The organism is Photorhabdus sp. RM71S, assembly GCF_042879355.1.
GTDB lineage: Bacteria > Pseudomonadota > Gammaproteobacteria > Enterobacterales > Enterobacteriaceae > Photorhabdus > Photorhabdus kayaii.
On record NZ_JBHFKV010000027.1, the window covers coordinates 47,144 to 67,390 of the forward strand.

General features: G+C 40.4%; 18 protein-coding genes and 3 pseudogenes. 15 read left to right on the forward strand and 6 right to left on the reverse strand.

Features of this window, described 5'->3' with window-relative positions; translation table 11 throughout:
* Positions 1 to 139: 139 nt before the first annotated feature.
* Genes ACGF5R_RS14835 through ACGF5R_RS14845 form a run of 3 tightly spaced genes read left to right on the forward strand, consistent with a single transcriptional unit; the run spans position 140 to position 4,175 of the window.
* Entirely contained in the window at positions 140 to 379 is a 240-nt protein-coding gene (locus tag ACGF5R_RS14835) for a transcription factor (protein ID WP_387691444.1), read from the forward strand.
* Between the two features lie 26 nt (positions 380 to 405).
* Positions 406 to 3,033 carry a TrlF family AAA-like ATPase gene (locus tag ACGF5R_RS14840; RefSeq protein ID WP_387691446.1) on the forward strand — a complete coding sequence of 876 codons (2,628 nt, stop codon included), beginning with the start codon at positions 406 to 408 and terminating at the stop codon, positions 3,031 to 3,033.
* Positions 3,012 to 4,175, forward strand: a complete 1,164-nt coding sequence (locus ACGF5R_RS14845; protein ID WP_387691447.1) for an RNA-binding domain-containing protein — start codon at positions 3,012 to 3,014, stop codon at positions 4,173 to 4,175. The genes ACGF5R_RS14840 and ACGF5R_RS14845 overlap by 22 nt, the downstream gene beginning before the upstream one ends.
* Before the next feature lie 167 nt (positions 4,176 to 4,342).
* Here the strand turns inward: ACGF5R_RS14845 and dsbA are convergent, their stop codons facing one another.
* A complete protein-coding gene (dsbA, locus tag ACGF5R_RS14850) occupies positions 4,343 to 4,966 on the reverse strand; it encodes a thiol:disulfide interchange protein DsbA (protein WP_387691449.1) in 624 nt (207 codons plus the stop codon).
* 20 nt (positions 4,967 to 4,986) lie between these two features.
* Complete coding sequence (locus tag ACGF5R_RS14855; RefSeq protein WP_387691451.1) at positions 4,987 to 5,979, reverse strand: serine/threonine protein kinase; 993 nt, start codon at positions 5,977 to 5,979, stop codon at positions 4,987 to 4,989.
* Between the two features lie 221 nt (positions 5,980 to 6,200).
* Between ACGF5R_RS14855 and mobA the strand changes: the two genes are divergently transcribed.
* Positions 6,201 to 6,791, forward strand: a complete 591-nt coding sequence (mobA, locus tag ACGF5R_RS14860) for a molybdenum cofactor guanylyltransferase MobA (RefSeq protein ID WP_387691453.1) — start codon at positions 6,201 to 6,203, stop codon at positions 6,789 to 6,791.
* Positions 6,788 to 7,306: a molybdopterin-guanine dinucleotide biosynthesis protein MobB gene (mobB, locus tag ACGF5R_RS14865; RefSeq protein ID WP_387691454.1), complete on the forward strand. Its 519-nt coding sequence runs from the start codon at positions 6,788 to 6,790 to the stop codon at positions 7,304 to 7,306. Before mobA ends, mobB begins: the two co-directional genes overlap by 4 nt.
* A gap of 106 nt (positions 7,307 to 7,412) precedes the next feature.
* Here mobB and ACGF5R_RS14870 read toward each other — a convergent pair whose 3' ends face one another.
* From ACGF5R_RS14870 to ACGF5R_RS14880, 3 genes and pseudogenes are all read right to left on the reverse strand, one after another.
* Positions 7,413 to 8,807 (reverse strand): amidohydrolase family protein, encoded by a 1,395-nt coding sequence (locus ACGF5R_RS14870; RefSeq protein ID WP_387691456.1) that lies wholly within the window; start codon positions 8,805 to 8,807, stop codon positions 7,413 to 7,415.
* A gap of 248 nt (positions 8,808 to 9,055) precedes the next feature.
* On the reverse strand, positions 9,056 to 9,526 hold the full coding sequence (locus ACGF5R_RS14875) for a UvrD-helicase domain-containing protein (RefSeq protein WP_387691458.1): 471 nt from the start codon (positions 9,524 to 9,526) through the stop codon (positions 9,056 to 9,058).
* A gap of 212 nt (positions 9,527 to 9,738) precedes the next feature.
* Positions 9,739 to 9,888, reverse strand: a pseudogene (locus ACGF5R_RS14880) (DNA polymerase IV); the annotation flags it as partial.
* Between the two features lie 86 nt (positions 9,889 to 9,974).
* On the opposite strand from ACGF5R_RS14880, the gene ACGF5R_RS14885 reads away from it, so the two are divergent.
* From ACGF5R_RS14885 to ACGF5R_RS14925, 9 genes are all read left to right on the forward strand, one after another.
* Positions 9,975 to 10,406: a hypothetical protein gene (locus tag ACGF5R_RS14885; protein WP_387691460.1), complete on the forward strand. Its 432-nt coding sequence runs from the start codon at positions 9,975 to 9,977 to the stop codon at positions 10,404 to 10,406.
* Between the two features lie 300 nt (positions 10,407 to 10,706).
* A complete protein-coding gene (locus ACGF5R_RS14890) occupies positions 10,707 to 12,164 on the forward strand; it encodes a 4-hydroxyphenylacetate 3-hydroxylase family protein (protein ID WP_387691462.1) in 1,458 nt (485 codons plus the stop codon).
* Entirely contained in the window at positions 12,127 to 12,504 is a 378-nt protein-coding gene (locus ACGF5R_RS14895) for an NUDIX domain-containing protein (RefSeq protein WP_387691464.1), read from the forward strand. Before ACGF5R_RS14890 ends, ACGF5R_RS14895 begins: the two co-directional genes overlap by 38 nt.
* A complete protein-coding gene (locus ACGF5R_RS14900) occupies positions 12,494 to 13,699 on the forward strand; it encodes a M24 family metallopeptidase (RefSeq protein WP_387691466.1) in 1,206 nt (401 codons plus the stop codon). Before ACGF5R_RS14895 ends, ACGF5R_RS14900 begins: the two co-directional genes overlap by 11 nt.
* Before the next feature lie 8 nt (positions 13,700 to 13,707).
* Positions 13,708 to 14,718, forward strand: coding sequence for a cysteine synthase family protein (locus ACGF5R_RS14905; protein ID WP_387691468.1), 1,011 nt, complete (start codon positions 13,708 to 13,710; stop codon positions 14,716 to 14,718).
* A gap of 2 nt (positions 14,719 to 14,720) precedes the next feature.
* Positions 14,721 to 15,767 carry a quinone-dependent dihydroorotate dehydrogenase gene (locus tag ACGF5R_RS14910; protein ID WP_387691470.1) on the forward strand — a complete coding sequence of 349 codons (1,047 nt, stop codon included), beginning with the start codon at positions 14,721 to 14,723 and terminating at the stop codon, positions 15,765 to 15,767.
* A complete protein-coding gene (gene pyrE, locus ACGF5R_RS14915) occupies positions 15,757 to 16,413 on the forward strand; it encodes an orotate phosphoribosyltransferase (protein ID WP_387691472.1) in 657 nt (218 codons plus the stop codon). Before ACGF5R_RS14910 ends, pyrE begins: the two co-directional genes overlap by 11 nt.
* Positions 16,410 to 17,159, forward strand: a complete 750-nt coding sequence (locus ACGF5R_RS14920; RefSeq protein WP_387691474.1) for a DMT family transporter — start codon at positions 16,410 to 16,412, stop codon at positions 17,157 to 17,159. Before pyrE ends, ACGF5R_RS14920 begins: the two co-directional genes overlap by 4 nt.
* A 48-nt stretch (positions 17,160 to 17,207) precedes the next feature.
* The gene (locus ACGF5R_RS14925) at positions 17,208 to 17,768 is read left to right on the forward strand and encodes a TIGR00730 family Rossman fold protein (protein ID WP_387691476.1); all 561 of its coding nucleotides are present in this window, start codon (positions 17,208 to 17,210) and stop codon (positions 17,766 to 17,768) included.
* Between the two features lie 131 nt (positions 17,769 to 17,899).
* Here ACGF5R_RS14925 and ACGF5R_RS14930 read toward each other — a convergent pair.
* Positions 17,900 to 19,335: pseudogene (locus ACGF5R_RS14930) on the reverse strand (IS1182 family transposase).
* 230 nt (positions 19,336 to 19,565) lie between these two features.
* Here ACGF5R_RS14930 and ACGF5R_RS14935 point away from each other — a divergent pair.
* Positions 19,566 to 20,247 (forward strand): annotated as a pseudogene (locus tag ACGF5R_RS14935) (IS1634 family transposase); the annotation flags it as partial.

A 20,247-nucleotide genomic window follows, 5' to 3' on the forward strand; every position in this document is an offset into this window, starting at 1 on the left:
CTATGCTCATTTGTGTAATAGTTGGTGGGTAGGCCGTTTGTGATGTAACTTACTTTATGTCTTACCAGAAGTTGTTCGATTTCAATGTCAATTCTTGCTTTTTTATGTCCTTTATATAAGCACATTAGTAGTGTTAAATATGAATGAAAACGAGATTTACAGACGCATAAAGCTTGCTTTTGACAAAGCGCCAAGAAACCAGTTTACGGTTGAGTTACATTTGCAAATGCTCAAGCATGCCGACGAATTAAAACACATTACAGCGAGGGAGTTTTGTGAAGGTGTAAGTCTTCACCCAAGCTTCGGCGTGGAGTTTAGTAAAATGCGTAATCTGATCCCTCATCTTAAAGCTGCTGGTTTTGACACGAATCTTCTTTAACAAAATATTTTTGGAAGGGGGTATTAATGAGTGACGACACTTTTGAATATGGCAGCCGGTGGCTCAAGACGGATTTTCACCTCCATACCCGTACGGATAAAGAGTTCAAATACACGGGTGCAGATAACGACTACGTAAATCAATACGTACATTCGCTAAAAGATGCCGGTATTGGCCTTGGTATGATTACCAACCATAACAAATTCGATATGCTCGAATTTCAGAGTTTGCGCAAAAAGGCCAAAAAATCCGGCATTGGTCTGCTGCCCGGTATCGAGCTTTCGGTAAAAGATGGGCTAGCGGGTGTGCATACCCTAGTAGTGTTTTCCGATAAGTGGATAAGCAACAAGGAGCAAAAAAACTATATTCAGGACTTTCTCAATATGGTCTTTGCCGGGAAAGCTAATTTTGAGCAGGAAAATGCACGTTCGAATCACGATATTCTTAAAACCATCCAAATTTTGGATGATTATCACAAAGACTACTTTTTAGTTTTTGCTCATGTGGAAGCACCCAACGGTTTATGGGGTGGTTTATCGCCGGGTCGGATAAAAGAACTTTTCGACAATACTTCTGTTCGATGCAGAGCTTTGGCATTCCAAAAGGTTCGCACCCGAGATGAGCGCTCTAAAATCCAACAAGCATTGGGTGACTTATATCCTGCCGAAGTGGAAGGTTGCGATGCCAAGAACCTTGCCGATATGTCGGCCAGAAATGAAGCCAGTTATCTCAAACTCGGTGCGTTCAGCTTTGAGGCTGTAAAATTTGCCCTGCGGGATAAGAGATCCCGCGTACAAGCTAAGCTACCTAACTATCGCCATTCGTTTATTCGTAAAATCAGTTTTGAAGGTGTGGGTACCTTGGGTGGCACTGAAATCTGTCTATCTCCGGAACTGAATACTCTGATTGGCATTCGTGGCAGTGGCAAATCTTCCGTATTGGAAGGCATTCGCTATGCCCTGAATATCCCGTTTGGCGATAAGTCCTCTGACGTTGAATACAAAGAAGGTTTAGTAAAGCACCTACTATGTAGTGGCGGGAAGATCACTATCGACGCGATTGACCGGCGAGGCCAGCCTTACCAGATACGCCGTATATTAGGTGAACGCCCTGATGTATATGCTAACGGGCAATTACAGCCGGGTGTGTCGATTCGAGAAACCGTCCTACATCAACCCATTTACTTTGGTCAAAAAGACTTGTCAAGCACTGGCGCTGGATTTGAAAAAGACCTAATTGAAAAGCTGGTTGGGGAAGCTTTAATTTCTGTTCGCCAAAAGATAGAGCAAGGTCGTCAGCGCGTAGTAGATATTATTGGTCAGATGAAACGTTTAACCCGTGCTGCCTTGCAGAAACAAGAGTGGCAGCAAAAAAAGCAGGATGTTGAATTTAAGTTAAGGTTTTACCAGCAACACGGCGTAGAAGCCAAACTGCAAAAGCAGATTGACTTTGATCGAGATGAGCGCAAAGCGCAGCAGGTGATCCAAGGGGCGCAGCATTATCTGACTGAGCTAAATAGCTTTATTGCCAGCTTTGAAGATGAACTGAAAAACCAAATTCTGTATAAGTCAGCACAGAATCAGCCTTTTTTTGATGACTTTTTTGCGGTCTATCAACAGTTGCTCACTGGCTTTGATGGAATTAAGCAAGTGGCTGGAAGTGACCAAGCGACAGTTCAGCAATTGCAGCAAAAGTTGACGGGCTTTCAACAACAAAAACAAGCGCTGAAAGAAGAATTTGCGGAAATCGAGCGCAAGTTAGCCAGTGAATTTCAACAAGCGGGTGCACAAGCAATCAGTCCGCAAGAGTTTAAGCAGCTTAAAAGTCTGCTCGATCAGGCTGAGCAAATGCTGTCTGTATTGGACAAGAGTGAGCAGCAATATGCGGAGTTGAATCAAGGAGTTGAGCGGGAGTTGGTTCAACTGAATGGCCTTTGGCTTGAAGAATACTGCGCTATTGAGCAAGTGCTGAATAAAATCAATCGAGTGGATTCGCCGTTAAAAATTGTGCCGAAATTTAAAGATAACAAAGCGGCCATGCTCAAGCATATTCAGGATTTGTACCGCGGCAGCCATATTCGAGAGGCTACATTGCAAACAGTGGTGGATGAGTTCAGCGATTTTGGTGCGGCATGGCGAGAAAAGGATAAGTTGAAATTGCTGGTTGGTGGTTCATTCGATTCCTTTTGGCAGTATTTTGAAGATAATCTAGACGCTTTGCTGACTTGGCAGGTGCCGAATGTTTTCACTATTGAATACCATGGTAAGGCTCTGGCTCATCATTCATTAGGGCAGCGCGCATCTGCATTAATACTGTTTGTTCTAAGCCAACAAGAAAATGATGTTGTGATCATCGATCAGCCAGAAGACGACTTGGATAACCAGACTATCTATGACGATGTTATCAAACTCATTCGTGAGTTAAAGCCAAAAACGCAGTTCGTCTTTGCCACTCATAACGCCAACATTCCAGTGTTAGGCGATGCTGAGCAGGTCATCGCCTGTGAATATCAGGATGATCATATTGATATTGTCAGTGGCAGCATTGACTGCGCGGATGTTCAGCAGCGTATAATCGGTATTATGGAAGGTGGCGCAGAAGCCTTCGAGAAACGTAAACAGGTATATGAAGCATGGAAACCCAAGAGCTCTTAGCAATAATTGCACGTGATGAAGATAGCCGTCATCAATTTAAAGCAGACGTCAACAATGCATCTTCGTTGGGTGCCGAAATGGTAGCGTTTTCCAATGGTACTGGAGGCTTAATTCTCATTGGTGTTAACAATGGCGATGGGTCTCGATCTGGATTGACGAGAGAAGATATCGGTCGAATTAATCAAGTCATAGCGAATGCTGCTACAAATAATGTTTGCCCCCCAATAAATCCTGTTACGGAAAACATTCAACTCCCCGATGGCCTAGTCATTGCAGTACATATAGAGCAAGGCATCAGTAAACCTTATATGGATACTCAGGGCTATGTTTGGGTGAAAAATGGTTCTGATAAGCGAAGGGTGACCGCTCGCGAAGAGTTGCAGCGAATGTTTCAGGAGGCGGCACTGATTCATGCAGATGAGACACCGGTAAGTGGTACGTCAGTAGCCGACATCGATCAAGAGTTCTTTGATTCGTTTTTTGAGGGGGAATACGGCGAGAGGGTTGAGGAACAAGGTGTATCTCGCTCTCAGCTTTTAGAGAATATGAATTTGGCTAAAAATGGTCAATTGAATATTTGTGGTACTTTGTTGTTTGCATCGCGGCCTCAGATTCGCCTTCCTGTTTTTATCGTAAAGGCTGTTGCCTTCCCCGGCGTGGATATTGAAGATGAGCACTATATTGATAGTCAAGATATCAATGGCAAGCTGTCGGATGTGTTCCAAAAGGTGCTGGGGTTTGTATTGGCAAATATCCGACATATTCAAAATAAGCAAAGCTTTAACTCACTTGGCGAGCCTGAAATCCCGAGGATTGTTTTAGAAGAACTGATTTCCAATGCGCTTATTCATCGCGATTACTTTGTGTCAGCCCCCGTTAAAGTGCTGGTTTTTGCAGATCGGATTGAAATTATTAGCCCCGGCCATTTACCCAATAATTTAACCATTGAGAACATCAAGATGGGGAACTCAAATATTCGCAACCCAATCTTGGCTTCATTTGCTTCTAAGGTATTGCCATATAGAGGCTTGGGAAGTGGTATTAAACGTGCAATCAAAGCATACCCAGATATTGAATTGATTGATAATAGGGAGGGGAATACATTCAAAGCTATCATTAGCCGAATGTTACCTAATGAGTGACTCCAAATCACTTCACTGAATATTTTCCGCCTGTATTTTGTGACGAAAACTGGCAAAAGCAGGAATTCAGCACCTGAGCAATCAGACTGTCGCCCACTAAGGGGAATCCCCCCTCCCGAGTCACGAAGTGCGAAGATGGGGGAGATACCCTCTTAGATGTCAAAGTATTACTTCTGGTTTAACAAGAAGTTAACAACGTCTGAGTAGGATTTCGCATAGTTATCAGCAGAAGTGGCATCAATACCGTCATTTTTCACCATATACTTGCCGTTAACAAACATTGCCGGTACACCTCGCAGTTGCAAATCCTGAGCGGCTTTTTGCTGCTTAACAACTAAAGATTTCACCACGAAACTACTCATGGCAGCATCATAATCCTCAGCCGTCACTCCGGCTTTGATAAAAGCATTGCGAATATCATTCGGAGTCTTAATAGCCAGTGTTTTCTGAATACCCTCAAACAGTACCGGGGTCACTTTGTCTTCAACACCCATTGCCATTGCCGCAGCCCAAGCAGTAGTCAATTCTTTACCCAGTGGCCCTAAAAAATCCACATGATAACGAACAAGTTTTGTCCCTTCCGGTAAATGCTGCTTCACCGTCTGAGGAACTTTAAAAGTCTCTTCAAACTGATAACAATGGGGACAATAGAAAGAGAAGAATTCTAGCACCGGCGGTTGATCCGCTACCGGCGATTTCAATTCAACATACTGTTTTCCTTCGGTAAAATTGGCAGCAGATACGCTAAATGCCATCACCATTCCGACTAAAGCTAACCAAAACTTCTTCATAACTATCTCCATGATAAACATTAATACATTGGGTTAAGCTGCAAAGGTGATCCCTGTAACAGCTTAATCTGTTCAGAAAAAAGCGACGTCTGTTTTAACCAAAAATCGGTATCTGTCATCCAAGGAAATGCCTTAGGGAAAGCAGGATCCTGCCAACGTCGGGTAACCCATGCCAAATAGTAGATCATTCGCATAGCACGCAATGGTTCTATCAATGGCAATTCCTTCGGATCAAAATCTGCAAATTCACTATAGGCTTCCAGCAGTGTATCTAACTGCAATAGCTGTTCCTGACGAGAGCCATGAAGCAACATCCATAAATCCTGAATTGCTGGGCCGTTACGCGCATCATCAAGGTCAACAAACCAAGCTTCGTCACGCCACAAGATATTACCCGGATGGCAGTCACCATGAAGCCTTAATATTTGCCAATCATCGCGCCAATTTGATACTACGGCATTTATCAAATCATCCAATACCGCCAAAAATCGCCTTCTCTGTCCCGCAGGAACCAACTCACATGCAGCCAAATCCTGTCGTGGTTGATGCAGATACTCATTTAACCCGATAGTTGGGCGAGAAGTGAATTTCTGCCGGCAGCCAATCTGATGAATTCTCCCTAGCAAACGCCCTACATCTTCTAATTGAAAGAGATTATCGGATTCATACTGACGCCCACCGATGCTTGGAAAAACGGCAAAAAAGAAATCTTTAAAAGTCAGTAAAGTTTGCTTATTAAATACCAAAGGTGCCACAACAGGTAAATCAGCTTGTTGTAGCGCCAAAGCAAAATCATGCTCTTCCTGAATCTGCTGCAGATCCCAACGTAGTGGCCGGTAAAATTTCACAACATAACGTTTACGATCTTCGTCTATAAACTGATAAACACGGTTCTCATAACTGTTTAACTCTGTCAGCCCGGAATCGACATACAGCCCGGTCTGCACCAATGCATCCATAATCAAATCCGGTGTTAATTCCCGGAAATTAAAAGCAGACTGGTTTGTTAGCACATTCTATTCTCTTGATTAATCTGTAATAACGGCTATACAAATTAACAGGGATGACCACATAGAGAAAGGATTGCTCTGTCAATAAGCGTAAAGATGACCCTTTTATCAGCAAATTATCTGGTGAGCTTATTTTAAAAATGCTCAGTTGAACCCAAATAACCAAGCTGAAAAGAAGTTATTATTAGTGGTAATAAACTACCTCAGTTGATAACTTGAACATTATGCAACCAAAAATAAGCGGCGCAATCCTTGCTGGAGGCCGCGCCACCCGTATGGGCGGCAATGATAAAGGGTTAATTTTTTTAAATAAAAAACCACTGTACCAACATATTGCGGATAAGCTATTTCCACAAGTAGATGAATTAATTATCAACGCGAACCGCAATCTGGATATTTACAGACAAAGTGGTTATCAAATTGTTCCAGATTTAACACCAGACTTCTCTGGCCCCCTTTCAGGCATACTGACAGTCCTAAAATCAGCTAGTTACGATTGGGTTATATTTGTTCCTTGTGATGTACCAGATCTCCCTACTGATTTAGTCATTCGCTTATGGCAGGGAAAACAGCAAGCATTGGCAGCCTATGTAAATGATGGCTACCGGACTCACCCTACCATCGCTTTACTACACCGCAGTCTGACTTCTCAATTAGAGAATTATTTGGCTAACGGTGATCGCAAATTAATACTGTTTATGCATAAGATCAGAGCGATAGCCGTTCAATTTGATGATAATCCCATCGTCTTTACTAATCTGAATACACCGGAAGATTGCCGACATTGGGAGCATATACAGGAGATCAAAAAATGAGTACCAAATCGCTTCCGCTACTAGGTATTACAGCCTATAGCGGAACAGGAAAAACCACACTGCTCAAACAAGTGATTCCACTATTACGTCAACAGCAAATCCGGGTTGGTCTGATAAAACACACCCATCACGATGTGGATGTGGATAAACCGGGCAAAGACAGTTATGAACTGCGCAAAGCCGGTGCAGAGCAAACTCTGGTTGCCAACCAGCAACGCTGGGCGTTAATGACAGAAACGCCAGATTTGATGAAAGTAGATTTGAACTATCTTGCCAGCCGTTTTGATCTAAATTTACTGGATTTGATTCTAGTGGAAGGTTTTAAAGATGAGCCAATCAACAAGATCGTTCTATACCGCAACACTCTTAACCACCGATTAAGCGATCTTCTTGATCAACATGTGATTGCTGTTGCCAGTGATGAAAAATTGGAGACTATTTTGCCACAATTGAATATCAATCAACCTGAACAGGTAGCTGATTTTATTGTCGAATGGCTGAATATGGAACGTTAAGTCACTTCCGCCTGCGCTCAGTCATGTGAAAACTCCCGAAACATAGGCAGAAGACCAAAAACAACTATTGATAAGGGAATAATTAACCGATTGTACTTCTTTTGGATCAAGACCTGATTACAGCACCGGCCACCAAGCGCCCCTGATGGAACGTCGCCTGACGGGCAGGCAAACGTGCCACGGCCTCAGCAGAGCAACTAGCTGCCACCAAGACAAATTCCGCCTTATCACCTACCCGCGGCCAAATACGCTGCCCCTGGTCATTAAGCGGCAACACACCGCCAGTAGCAATAGCCATAGCGCGGGAAAGATGAAATTCATCTGAGCCACGGTACAACTGCGCGTAAAAATTAGCCTTTTCCAACATATCACCCGTGCCAAACGGCGACCAGTGATCAATCACACTATCAGTACCCGTCATAATAAATACCCCTTTAGCCATGAGTTGCGGCAACGGCATCATCAAGCTACCAATAGGCACGGTGGAAGCTATCGTGATTTGCTGCTCCGCCAAACGGGAAGCGGTTTCTGTTAGTTTCTCCTCATCCAATGTGGTCAGGGCGAAGGCGTGGCTGATTGTGACCTTACCACGCAAAGCAGATATCTTCTCCACCGTATCAATCATATAGTTGATAGCAGCAACACCCGCTGGGCTTACCTCATGCAGATGAATATCCACACCAGCGTTATTATCGAGTGCAATCTGGAACATAGTATCCAGTGATTTTTCCATCGCAGCATCCACGCTAGTAGGGTCCAACCCACCAACATACTGTACCCCCATTTGCATCGCCTCACGCATCAGTCCCTCCACTTTGGAGTGCAGCAAACCGTGCTGAGGAAAAGCAACAATTTCACAACTGAAATCATCACGGTGATTATCTAACGCATACTGCAAATGCTCCAGACTCTTCAAACCACTAACCGGATCAATATTACAATGGCTACGGGCTACCGTACTGCCCTTGGATTGCAACAGAGCGATCAAACCCTCCGCTCGTTGCTGTGAAGTAGGCAGTAGTTTGGGGATCAGAGTTTGTTCCTGAGCGATCATATCTATAATGGTTTTACCCTGGCGGGGTAACGGTGCCTGCCACGGACCACCGTAGTAAGTCTTATCTAGATGAATGTGCATATCACGGAAAGTAGGCAACAACAGCTGTCCCTGCGCTTGATAGCATGGCAAATGCGTATTTAGTAGCACACTCGCAGCATGGATTGCAGCGATCCGACCATCTTTGATTTCCAATGTATATAATGCGGTACGTGTGCCAATCACAATATCGCCATTATATTCAAACCCATCCTCCAATAGCACATCTCTCAGATAGTAATGGCTATCAATAAGGGTAGTCTGCATCAATGATGTATTAGCGGCAGTGGTTGTTGATGGTATAGCCTGCACGATCCCCCCGGTCAAGGAAACCGCCGCACAAGCGGTAGTGAATTTACCCGTTTGGCTGAGAAAAGCTCTTCGGCTCTTTTGTTGAGTTTTTTCCACATTTGAGTCCTTATTTGAATCCTCAAAAAAGCTCAATAAATCTGACTCTCTGGAGGATATTTTCCAGAATTTAAAACTACATATAAGCAGATTTTCAACAATATCACCGTATTATCATAGCCTACTCCCACAGAATCATTGTGTGGAAAGCAAGCATATTGTGATCTTTCGTCAATTTTTGCTAAGGAGTTGATAGAGTTTTTCTAATATCCATCGAGGTAAATCCCAGGCAAATCTTTGAACATCTATTACGCCGATACAGGCGCATCCAGAGCGTCATTAGCACCACGCCAACGGTTTATCATCTGATGGGTGTCACCAACAAAAATCCGTTTGCACTGGCACTTATCCAGCAACGCTTTAGTCACAAGGTTAGCATCCTGTGCTTCATCAAAAAGAATGATATCGAACCATGTATCAAGTGGCGGTGCTACCAACTGAAAATACTTTATATAGAAATCCGGTGGGGCAGGGAACTGGCTTTTGGGATCTGCCTGTAACTCAAAAATCAGCCTCGCTTTTTCTAAGGCACCTTTTCTCAGATTTTCAGAGTGTTTTTTACCGCTACTCGCATTCTCAGTTGGAACATGCTGAATCTGTAATGTGTAGTCTGCTGATCTGTAGTAATTATTGAGTGTTTCGATTATGAGAAATTGCAATTGAATTGAAGTGATATTTAGCAATCGTGCAACATCAAACCCATTGAAATTAAATTTCATTTTGAATTGCTGAAACTTCTTTTCATTATGTCACCTGTTGAATTGTCGAAGTGAGAATATCGCCTCTATAATGATGTCCAAAATCATTGAACCACATCAAAATATCACTGGCGACGATTTATGACCTAGACTCAAGAGACGATAGAAGAAGAACTTAATACATTACTGGGCGGTTATGGTGATAAATATGCAATTAGTTTTTCTTGATTACTTAAAATAAATTGTTCAACTTGCTCAGGGACAATTACAAATTGCCCGTCAGGTTTATTGATGTCTGAGGCGATCTTGGCCAGGAATTTAACAGGGGCTATTCCTGCAGAAGCGGTTAATTTTAGCTCTTCAAATATCAATTTCCGTATTTGGATGCATCACCAAAAATTTTTATGCTATTGACTTGGAAATCAATTTTAACTAGAATGTTAACATGATTTTTTTAAGGTGTTAAGAAGTGTGCTTTATTAAAATAAGTAATGTTAAACATAAAATATCAAACGCCGTAATTACAGATATTAGCCCTTATTGTTGTATTGCTAAAATATCTGTAAATACGTTAAATCATATCCCTGGACAATACATATCACTGTCTTGTAAAGATGGTCCAGAAAGGTTCTTTTCTGTAGTATCTCACTCCCCAAAAGGAGACGATTCCTCTGAATTATCAATTCTAATTAGCTTTACCGAAAAACAATCCCCATCATATAAAATAATAGAAAAACTAAAGGCGAAGAAAGAAATTTTCCTCTCCGGTCCTTTTGGTGATGCATATTTTCGTGATTCTGAATTTGGAAGTGTATTAATTTCATGCGATTATGGGGTTGCTTATATAAATGGGATTGTTAATGGACTAAAAAAAACACTTATTCTAAAAATCATTTACTAATAATAATAACTGAAAAGGATGATGACACTTTTTCGAATGATTTTTTATCTTCATTACCAAATAATATAAATCTAGTAAAATTTAATTTAAGATATAACGAAAGGGATGATTTATTTCTTAAATCTATTATTGATGTTATTGGAGAAGAATATTTGATGAATTCTAATTTCTATATAGGAAGTGGGAAGTCTTTTTTTACTGAATTTAATAATATTCTTTTATCAAATAGGGTTGGCAAAAGCAGGATTTTTTCAGATAATAAAATTAATTGTTTATAATATTAATAGATAGAGGCATTTTATGATTAAAGAAAACTATTTAAGTCGTTTGAAAAATAAAAGACAGGTTTACATTGATTCTAAGTTGGTTACAGATATTCTCGAAGAACCTACATTTAAAGGTGCTATAGATAGCATTTCTGAATATTACGATCTTCAAGAAAAAGAACCTGATGTTTTTACATATTCAGAAGATGATAAAAAATACCATATAAGTACTTTAATACCTAAAGATGTCAATGATCTTATAAAAAAAAGAATTAGTTATAAACGTGTAGCTGATCTATCTTTCGGTATGTTGGGAAGGACTCCGGATTTTATGAACTGTGCATTAGCTGCTATGGCTAAAAACGCCGCAGTATTGGGTTCTTGCCCACATACGAATTTTTCAGATAATGCTATTAATTATTATGATAAGTGTCGCAATAATAATCTTTTTATTGGTCATGGAGCTATTAATCCACAGATGGATCGTGGAATACAATTAGGATTACAAAACAATAATTTCTGTGGTGTAAAAGTAATAAAAGAGAATGACCAAGGAATCATTGTTTCAGGTGCGAAAATGATTGTGACTTTAGCACCTATCGCTGACGAGTTATTGATCTTTAACATGCCAGGGCTGGTAAAAGGGGATGAAGATTTCGCGTTAGCTTTTGCAGTACCCGTCAGCGCGCCTGGGGTTAAGCTTATATGTCGGAAGCCGCTACAACATAAAGATTATAATACTTTTGATCATCCCATATCAAATCTATTCGATGAATCTGATGCTTATATGATTTTTGAGAATGTTTTCATTCCTTGGAATGAAGTGTTCGTGTATCGAGATGTAGATAAATCCAATAGCTTCTATGATAAAACTAAAATTCGTAACCACAACGGTCATCAAGGTATTGCTAGAGGCTTATCTAAGGCAGAAATGCTAACTGGTATAGCTATTGAATTAGCTGAGAAAATGGGACTGACTGGATTCTTGAATGTACGTGAACAGTTAGGAGAAATGACTTCCTGTTTAGAGTTAGTGCGTGGGGGGATACTTTTAGCAGAACACGATTCTAGCATTGAAGATGATATTGCTAATCCAAGTATCCATGCTATTCAGGCCGTAAGATATCATTTTCCTAAATGGTATCAAAGTATGGTGAATATCATCCAATCACTTTCAGCGGGTTCTATGTTAGCAGTTCCTCATCATGGTGATTTTAGTAATGAAAATGCAAATATCATCAGTGAATCGTTAAAAACTAAATCTATGGAGGCTAGTGAAAGATGTTTTCTACTAAATCTTGCATGGGACGTTAGTGGTGACGGTTTCGGACAACGGCAAATGGTTTATGAAAAATATCACGCCGGTGATCCTATTCGTATTGCTGCTATGCACTATTTGAATTATCCGAAAGAAAATATATTCATGCATCTTAATAAAATAAAAGGGATATATAATGATTCGTTGTGCATGCCTAGCTTACGCTCAAGATAATAAAATATTACTAGTCAGAGTTAGAGAGAATGAAACTTGGTATTTTCCCGGAGGAAAGATTGATGAAGGTGAATCGCCAGAAACTGCTTTAATTAGAGAAATAAAAGAAGAGTTAATGGTGGATTTGAATTATCAAGAAATTAAATTTGTCTCTGAAGTAGTCGGACCTAATCATGATCATAAAGATATTGTTAGCCTTCTTATCTTTACAACTGACAAACTAGGATTCGTCCATCCTAGTAATGAAGTGAATGATGTGAAATGGTTTGGTTTTGATGAAACTGAATATATGGCCCCTGCGGTCATTGAATCTTTAAGGATTATAAAAAATGTCATTTAATTATGAAAAGTTAAGTTCATTATTTAAGAATAATGATTTGGACATCATAATTGGTTCTACTAAAGAAAATTGCCGTTACTTCGGAGGTTTTACTCCGGTGGTAAAGACGTTGAATCCATATTTTGGACAATCATATGTAGTTTTACATAAAGACGAACCCGAAAAAGTTAATATCGTACATTCAATTGGTGAGATTGACCAGGTGCTTGATTCTTTTTCAAATATTGGGCATGTGCAACCGTATGGACTTTTCTATAGGGAGTATGATGGTAAAAGTGGCCTGACTCAAGATGAGATAGTTTTGATGGAGTATAGCACTGTTCCTAAAACCATCATATCAGCAACGGAAGCATTAGCTATTTTAATCAAGAAATTAGCTAATGGAAAAAATATAAATAAAATTGGCTACGACGAAGATGGATTGCAAAGTGATATTTTTGTAAATATTAAGAGTGAATTTCCAAGAGTATTTTGGGAAAAAATTTCATCGGGCTTTCGTAAAGTTAGGCATTTTAAAACAAAAAATGAAATTGAACTCTTGTCTCTATCAGCACGGATAAATGAATCTGCAATACATCATGTAGTAAGTAATGTAACCGATGGAACTTCAGAACTTGACGTAGCAAAATGGTTTAATCAATCACTAGTAAGTCAAGGGGCACTACCATCTCTAACCATGATAAAGGCCGGAAGACATGCAGTAGGAGGTCAACGAAAACAAAAGGAAAATCTTACTTTAAGGTCTGGTGATATATTATGGTTCGATTCAGATGCAGTGTACGAAGGGTATTGGTCGGATATCGCTCGCGTATATGCTATTGAGAAGGTAAGCCCAGAAATACTTCGTCGTTATGAAGCACTCAGGAATGGCATGTTAGCTGCGTACTCTTTTATTAGGCCAGGAGTAACAGGGAAACAAGTTTTTGAACATGTTATGGAAACGGTTCACAAATCTGGATTTAGAGAATACAGGCGTCATCATGTTGGACATGGTATAGGATTAGAACCTTATGAACATCCAATCTTATCACCACATGACAACACTATTATTGAAGAAGGCATGGTCTTATCTGTAGAAACACCATATTACGAGTTTGGTTTTGGTGCGCTGCACATTGAAGACCCCCTAATTGTTGGTGAAAATGGAAACGAATTTTTAACAGCTTTCCCCGTCCCTGAATTAAAAATACTGTAGAGTCATTTATGAAACTAGTAGAAAAAGTTAGTCAATTGATTGGTGATACTCCAGTTTTTTCCTTATCACACTCACTTATTCCGGATAATAAAAAACTATATCTCAAACTTGAACAATTCAATCCGAATTTTAGTATCAAAGATCGTACAGCACTAGGCTTAATAGAAAAGGCTCTTGAAAGTGGTAAATTAAAACCAGGTGGAACAGTAATTGAGTCAACTTCAGGAAACTTGGGTAAATCGCTAGCAATGCTCAGTGCGAGTTTAAAATTTAAGCTAATTGTAGTGGTCGATCCAAAAGTAAGTAAGAATTCTTTGAATTGGTTTAAAGCTTTTGGTGTTGATGTTGAAACGGTAACAACTCCAGACGCATCTGGCGGCTTTCAAACAGCTAGGATAGCAAGAGTTAAGGAATTACTTAAAGATAACCCTGATGCGTTTTGGACGAATCAATACGATAATCCAGATAACCCTCACTATCATGAGTCAGTTACCGCCAATGAGTTCCTTGATATACCTGCTGATATGATCGTGGGTACAGTAAGCACAGGGGGACACTTTACCGGAATAAGTAAAGGTATAAAAAAAGTTAATAGCAATATGAAAAGCTTGGCTTGTGATGTTGCAGGTTCCGCAATATTTGGTTCTCAATTTCATCCTTATCTATTGAACGGTTTAGGCCTTAGCTGGCGTTCTGATAACACTCATATTGATGCTTTTGACTATCTACTTAATGTTAGTGATCAAAATGCTATTTCAATATGCCATATGATAGCTAAAGACCTAGGCTTGTTATTAGGTGGTTCTTCTGGTGTAGTTATTTTCAGTGCTTTAGTAGCCTTACAGCTTCAGAATATTAATTCAGTAGTAGCTATAGCACCTGATACAGGAGTTAACTATCTTGATCAGTTTTACGATGCTGAGTGGTTATTAGAAAAAGAAGTTCAGTTGCTGACACTTGATGAACTGAAACAAGAAGTAAACAAAAGTGTTTTATCCATAAGAAAAGTAAACGAGTAATTATGATTGAAAGAATAGTACATAAGCTACTTTTGAATATTGCGCCTGAAAAGGCGCATCACCTATCAATATTTTTACTTAGGTTTGTACCAATTAGAAAAAAGAAAGCAAAGATAAAATCTCTGAGATTAAGGGTTTTTGATCGTTATTTCCCACATCCTCTTGGGCTTGCGGCTGGATTTGATAAAGATGCACAAGCCTACAGTAGTTTGTCTAAATTGGGGTTCAGTTTTGTTGAAATAGGTTCAGTTACACCGATACCTCAACCAGGTAATAGTAAACCTAGGTTGTTTAGATTAAAAGAAAACCGCGCTATCGTAAATAGATATGGTTTCAATTCTAAAGGTATTGGATATGTTGAAAAAAGGTTGGTAGGTAGGAGTCGTGATGATTTTATTGGCGTAAATTTAGGTAAGAATAAAAATACTACTAATGATATGCAGGACTTCATTATAGGAGTTGAAAAGTTAATTGATTATGCTGATTACATAACTATAAACTTATCATCGCCAAATACACCTGGGTTAAGAGACCTTCAAAATATAGACGTTTTAGAACCATTTATAAAGGAAATTGATGTTATAAGAAGCATAAGAAATAAAAAATGCAAGATTCTTATTAAGTTATCACCTGATATGGATATTGTTCAAGAATGTAAATTGCTTAGATACCTTTCTACATCTCAGGTGGATGGATTGATAGTAAGCAATACAACTACAGATAGAACTATGTTAGATAAAGTTCCTGACCATTTGATAAATGGAGGCTTATCAGGTGAACCATTAAAATTAAAATCTAGAGAGATGCTTAAAAGAACCTACGAAATAGTCGGTAAGAAAAAGGTGATAGTATCTTCAGGTGGGATTGATAGTGGATATGAAGCATATTTGCGAATATGTATGGGGGCGAGTTTGTGCCAGATTTACAGCGCCTTAATATATGAAGGTCCTTCAATAATAGATAAATTCAACCAAGAAATTGAATCTTTTATGATTAAAGACGGGTTTTCTACCTTAGAAGAAGCTAGAGGTTCTTATTATGCTAAGTAATCAAAATGATTTTGCACAGTTTTTAATAGAAAGTGATGTTGTTCAATTCGGTAATTTTGAATTGAAATCTGGTCGAATTAGTCCATATTTTTTTAATTTTGGCAAGTTGTGTAACTCTACATTATTGAACAAAACAGCATGGTTTTATGCGAAGCATATCGTTGAAAATAACATTTCTCCTAGTGTTATTTTTGGTCCTGCATATAAAGGTATACCATTATGCGTAGCAATATCATTATCCTTGCAGAGGGATTTCGATATAGAGGTAGATTACTCATTCAACAGAAAGGAAGTAAAGAAATATGGTGATGGAGGAATCATAGTAGGTGCAAATTTAGACGGTGGTAATATTATTATTGTTGATGATGTTATTACTTCTGGTATGACTATTGATGATAGTGTTAATTTGGTTTCCAATTTAAATGGAAACATCATGTCTTATATTGTTGCACTCGATCGTGAAGAAAAAGGATTGGTCGGTAATGGTTCTGCGTTACGGGATGCTGCGGAGCGAACTGGTGTTAATATATTGCCTATAACTACAATAAGAAATATCATTGACTGTATGTCTTCTTCATCAAAATATAAAGGTAATATTAACAAAGTCGAAGATTACTTAAGTAAATATGGGGCGATTGATCTATGAAGATATTTAAATTAGGGGACTCAGGAAAGGAGTATGAAGTATCCTTTGAAAAAGTATCTTCTTTAAGACAATCTGAAGAAGTGGACAGTGCTGCCGTTAAGTATTTATCTGATGGTATTGTTGAAAACGGTATATGGAATACAATAATTCCTACTGAATACAATTCAGGTTGGATTATGGATGGGAATCATAGGTATAATGTTGCAAAAAAACTAGGTCTAAAATACTTACCAGTAGCTAAACTATGTTATACTGATACTAGAGTAAGTGTTTTAAATTGGAAAAGGGATGGAATGAGCTTTTTACTTTATATTTTAGCAATCTTTATTGGTGCGGCAATAGCAACTCAGTCTGCTATAAATAATCAATTGAAATCATTTTTAGGTGGAGGGGCACTACTGGCCTCACTAGTATCTTTTGTTTTAGGCTCATTCTTCCTCTTTTTTATTTGTTTGTTTAGTGGTGAGAAATTATCTCTTCTCTATCAAATTCGTAATGTTAATCCACTTTTTTTACTCGGTGGATTTCTTGGTGCCTTGTTTGTGTTTGGAACTACCTTTTTAGCTCCAAGACTAGGAGTAACAGCCATGATATCTTTAGTTATATTAGGCCAGGTAACTATGGCCATGATTCTGGATAAGTTTGGACTGTTAGGTATGCCTATTCGTGAAATTTTAACCTTACGTGTCTTTGGTGTGGTGTTCGTACTGATAGGGGTAGTCATGGTTAGTTTTGGTGGTAATTAATCATGCATCATAATCCCCTCAATTTTACTGTTTTTTGTAGAGGTTTGTATGCGTGTTGGGATTTTTTGTGGTTCATCTAATGGTAATGATGAAATTTATACAAACTATGCTAAAGAGCTAGTTGAGGTATTGTATCGTAAAAATATTGATATCGTTTATGGTGGGGGGCATGTTGGTATAATGGGTACAATAGCAGATACCTCGATAAATAAAGGAATGAATATTATTGGTGTGATGCCAAAAAAATTGGTTGAGCATGAGTTGGCTCATACTGGTTTAAGCGAAATAAAAATTGTGAGTGATATGCATGAAAGGAAAAAGATCATTTCAGATTACGCTGATTTTTTTATAGCGCTGCCAGGTGGAACTGGGACTCTAGAGGAAATATTTGAAGTATGGACTTGGGGGCAGTTAGGTTTTCATGATAAGCCTTGTGCAATCTTAAATGTAAATGGGTATTACGACTCTCTGATTGCCTTTTTTAGGGAAATGGTTGAAAAGAATTTCATGAAAAAGGAATATTTAGATATGCTTGTTGTATCTGAAGATCCTAATGTTCTCTTAGAACTAGTATTATCATATGAGCCACCAAGGTCTAAGTGGAATTAAACGATTGGTTAGATATATATATGAATATTGAATTAAAGCCCTAAATATTAGGGTTCAGACCGCTGACAAACCTCATTAAAAATAACGGGGTTTGTTCCTTTCATTATGAATCATAATGCAACCCATTTTCCTCATTCATCCGGTTTTATCGCCTGGCAAGGTGTTATTTTAGCTCCTGCTGCATTGACTCTGCTCGTCCTCCAGAGATAAAAACAACATAGCATGGCGACCAGCAAGGCTATCTTCTTGATATTTTGGGCCGTTGCCGCCAAAAGACACTATATTTGCACTTTCAGTCCCTCCCCCCCCCCCCGAAAACGGGCATAACGGTACCCATGATGCTACTTCGCATCCGCAAAACTGCGTTCTATCGTCTCCTTTCGCCGTTTGTAGGTCCTTTTACCCCACGGCGTTAGCCGGTTTTCCCTAGCCTGCTCCTCACTGTCTTCCCAGACATGACGGGTGATCGTTTTTCCCCCTTTGGCCTGCGTACAGGACGCGCGTTTCGGGCAATACTGGCAGATATCCGCCGCCGCTTGATAATGCCGGTATCCCTCCCGGCCGGTCGTTTTATAAATCAGCTTTTCGCCTTGGGGACACACATAGCAGTCCTGCTGCTTGTCATAGGTAAAATACTTCTTCTGGAAGACGTTCGGCCCCTTATTCGGGCGGCGGTAACCGATTATCGGAATGACGTCTAACTGTTCCGTTAAGTAACAAACCGGGGCAGTGAAGTACCCCGCATCCAGTCCAACAGCAAGGGGGCTGAGACAAAAGCGGCTAAGCTGGCGCTTCAACCGTTCAATGAAGGGCTGGCTGTCGTGGACATTGCCCGGTGTCGCGTAAGTATCGGTGATAATCCCGACTTGCCCATCCACCGTACGGTGGTCAAGGTAAAAGAATCCCCTGGGTTTGTTGGTCCGGTGCATAAATCCGCTGTCCGGATCAGTGGTGCTGACCTTCGTCTTTCTCTGCCGTTCCTGAAGGGCTGGCTTCAGACTTTTTTTCCGGCCTCAGCCCGGTCTTCATTGACAGCGTTATCCAATGCGTCAAAATAGGCGCCAGGGGGCACAGCACGTTGTTCGCTCTTGGATTTATGCGGATTGGCACTGGCTTTCAGGTGAGTGCTGTCAGTATAGAGTATCCGTCCCCCCACCAGCCCTCTGGCGATGGCCTGCTCAACAATATTATCAAAAATCTGCTGGAAGACCTCGCTGTGATTGAAACGGCGGCGGCGGTTTTGGCTCAGGGTTGAAGCATCAGGCACTTTCTCTGTCAGTCCGAGGCGCAGAAACCAACGGTAAGCCACATTCACCTGAATTTCCTGTACCAGACGGCGTTCACTGGGAATACCAAATAAATAGCCGAGTAACATCATCTTAATCAGCCTGACCGGATCGATGGCAGGCCGGCCATTATCGTGGCAATACAACGGGGCAACTAATTCACGGATAAATTCGAAATCAATGGCGGCATCGACTTGACGGACCAGATGGTTTTTGGGGACCAGCTCGTCAAGCGAAAGGGTTTCTGGCGGAAAAGTCTGGGGAGGCGGTGTTCTTAACATGGCGGCAAGCTCCGTCTGGTGAACGGAACTTCATTAAAACAAAGTGCCGGATAAAAAACCAGCACTTTGTCAATAATCTGGCACTTTCACATGTGAAACCGTCATTCCGCACCTCATTCCTGATTTAAAAATAGTGTGATCTTACGCATATTTTACATATTTATTGTTCCCATGAGATTGACGGCGATCGCCCATTTTGATCTATTACTTTTATTTGCCGGAAAGTGAATATGCTCAAGTCAGAACCTGCCATTAAACGTCTTGATCACCCTGGTCTCATCGCGGCTTTCTGCTATGAAGCCGGATTGCCCCGTATCATTGATGCCATCATGCCAAAATATTCGGGTCACACCGTTTCTCATGGCGAGGCTTTTCTTGCGATGATCCTTAACGGGTTGGGGTTTCACAGCCGGACACTGCACATGTTTTCCGGTTTTTTCCAGCATAAGCCGATTGAACGTTTGATTGGCCCCGGTATTGATGCTGGACATCTGAATGATGACGTGCTGGGTCGTACATTGGATGCTTTATATGAGGCCGGCGTGTCAGAAGTCTATCAGATACTGGCTGAACAGGTCATTGATAAATTGGGCATAACACCCCATTCTGTGCATCTCGACATCTCCAGTTTCCATGTGGATGGCGAGTACAAGTCTCCTCTGAAAGACGACACGCAGCGTATTGAACTGGTTCGGGGTACAGCCGCGACCATCGGCCTGAGCTGAACCAGGTTATCCTTGAGCTGATTTGTGAAAATCAGGCCGGGATACCCGTTTACATGCAGGCGATGAGCGGAAATACCAATGATACCCGGGCGTTCACAGAATTCACAAAACATCATATTCGTTGCCTGAAAGCCGCGCAGAACAGCCGCTACTTTGTCGCCGATGCCGCCCTTTATAGCGAAGAGGC